General features: G+C 35.5%; 2 protein-coding genes. Both read left to right on the forward strand.

Annotated features, from left to right (window positions below):
* The first annotated feature begins 82 nt into the window (after nucleotides 1–82).
* On the forward strand, nucleotides 83–577 hold the full coding sequence (locus MWH30_RS13675; protein WP_248664657.1) for a transposase: 495 nt from the start codon (nucleotides 83–85) through the stop codon (nucleotides 575–577).
* Entirely contained in the window at nucleotides 553–1647 is a 1095-nt protein-coding gene (locus MWH30_RS13680; RefSeq protein ID WP_248664658.1) for an IS3 family transposase, read from the forward strand. The genes MWH30_RS13675 and MWH30_RS13680 overlap by 25 nt, the downstream gene beginning before the upstream one ends.
* The last annotated feature ends 65 nt before the right edge of the window (nucleotides 1648–1712 follow it).

Consider the following 1712-nt stretch of genomic DNA (forward strand, 5'->3'; position numbering starts at 1 on the left):
CTCTATGTGTTAGGATAGTTGTCGTAAGGACTAAATTCTGTGTATAATAAAGTAACGACAATAAATCCTAAGGAGAATTAATATGCCTAAAAAAGTATATTCTAAAGAACTAAAAGAATCCGTATTTAAAAGACTTGCTCCACCAAATGCTGAAAAAGTATCTGCCTTAGCCAAAGAATTAAATATACCTAGAAATACTCTTTATACTTGGAGAGCTAAAGCTCTTAACGAAAGTTCAGCTACTAGCAAGAAAGCTAGTAAATGGAGCTCCAAAGATAAATTTCAGGCTGTTTTAGAAACTGTCAGTCTATCTGAGCTGGAAACTTCTAAATACTGCCGGGAAAAAGGAATCCATATTGAAGAACTGAACAGCTGGATAAAACAGTGTCAAAATGCCAATAACACTAAATTTGAAGATCCTCAAGAACTTAAAGAAAACTTAAAAGACGAACAACAAAAAAATAAAGAGTTGCAAAAAGAACTAAGCTACAAAGAAAAAGCTCTAGCAGAAACTGCAGCTTTACTGGTGCTTAGAAAAAAGGCGAATGCGATTTGGGGGGAGCCCAAGGAAGACTGATCAGTTATTCAGATCGCATAAAAGCAGTAAAGCTGATCAATGAAGCAACAGAAAATGGTTCTAGACTAGAACCAGCCTGTAAAGAACTTGGAATTTGTTCTCGCACCTACCAAAGGTGGACTGAAAATGGTAGTGTTAAAAAAGATCAGAGACCACTAGTTGAAAGAAAGGCACCTAAAAACAAATTAACAGAATCAGAAAGAAAAGAAATAATCAAGGTTGCCAATAGCAAAGAATATGCAGACTTACCACCATCAAAAATTGTGCCTAAACTAGCTGATAAAGGTAAATACATTGCTTCAGAATCAACCTTCTATAGAGTCTTAAAAGAAGAAAAATTAAATGCTCATAGAAGTAAATCTAAGAAGCCTGTTAAAAGAGAGATTCCAACACATATAGCTACCAAACCCAATCAAGTTTGGACTTGGGATATAACTTGGCTTAATGCTTCTATTAAGGGAGAACACTTTAAGCTCTACCTAATTATCGATATGTTTAGCAGGCTAATAGTTGCACATGAAGTTTGGGAAACAGAAAACGCTGAATACTCTAAAAGATTAATTAGAAAAGCAACTCTTTCTCAGAACATAGCAACTAAAACTGATCAACCATTAGTGCTGCATTCTGATAATGGTAGCCCTATGAAAGCAGCAACGTTTATGGTAACTTTAGAAAAGCTGGGAGTACAAAGTTCATTTTCAAGACCAAGGGTAAGCAATGACAACCCCTATTCTGAGTCACTATTTAAGACAATGAAGTATAGACCCATTTACCCGAATAAAGGCTTTAAAAACCTAACTGAAGCCAGGGAATGGACTTCTAAATTTGTCCACTGGTATAACCACGTCCATTTACATAGTGGAATTAACTTTATAACGCCCTACCAGAGACATTATGGGCTTGATATAGATATAATGCAAAAGCGTATTGAAACATATCAAGAAGCGAAAGCAACTCATCCAGAACGATGGTCAGGAGAAATTAGAGACTGGTCACTTCCTGAATATGTAACACTAAACCCAATGGAAGAAGATGAAGTGAAAAAATATCTCAACCAACAGGACTCCTAAATGGATCTCTGACTGGAATGTATTCAAAGAAATTTTTAATTAAATGCGACAACTTACTTGACAAA

Source organism: Fuchsiella alkaliacetigena, from assembly GCF_023227765.1.
Lineage (GTDB): Bacteria > Bacillota > Halanaerobiia > Halobacteroidales > Acetohalobiaceae > Fuchsiella > Fuchsiella alkaliacetigena.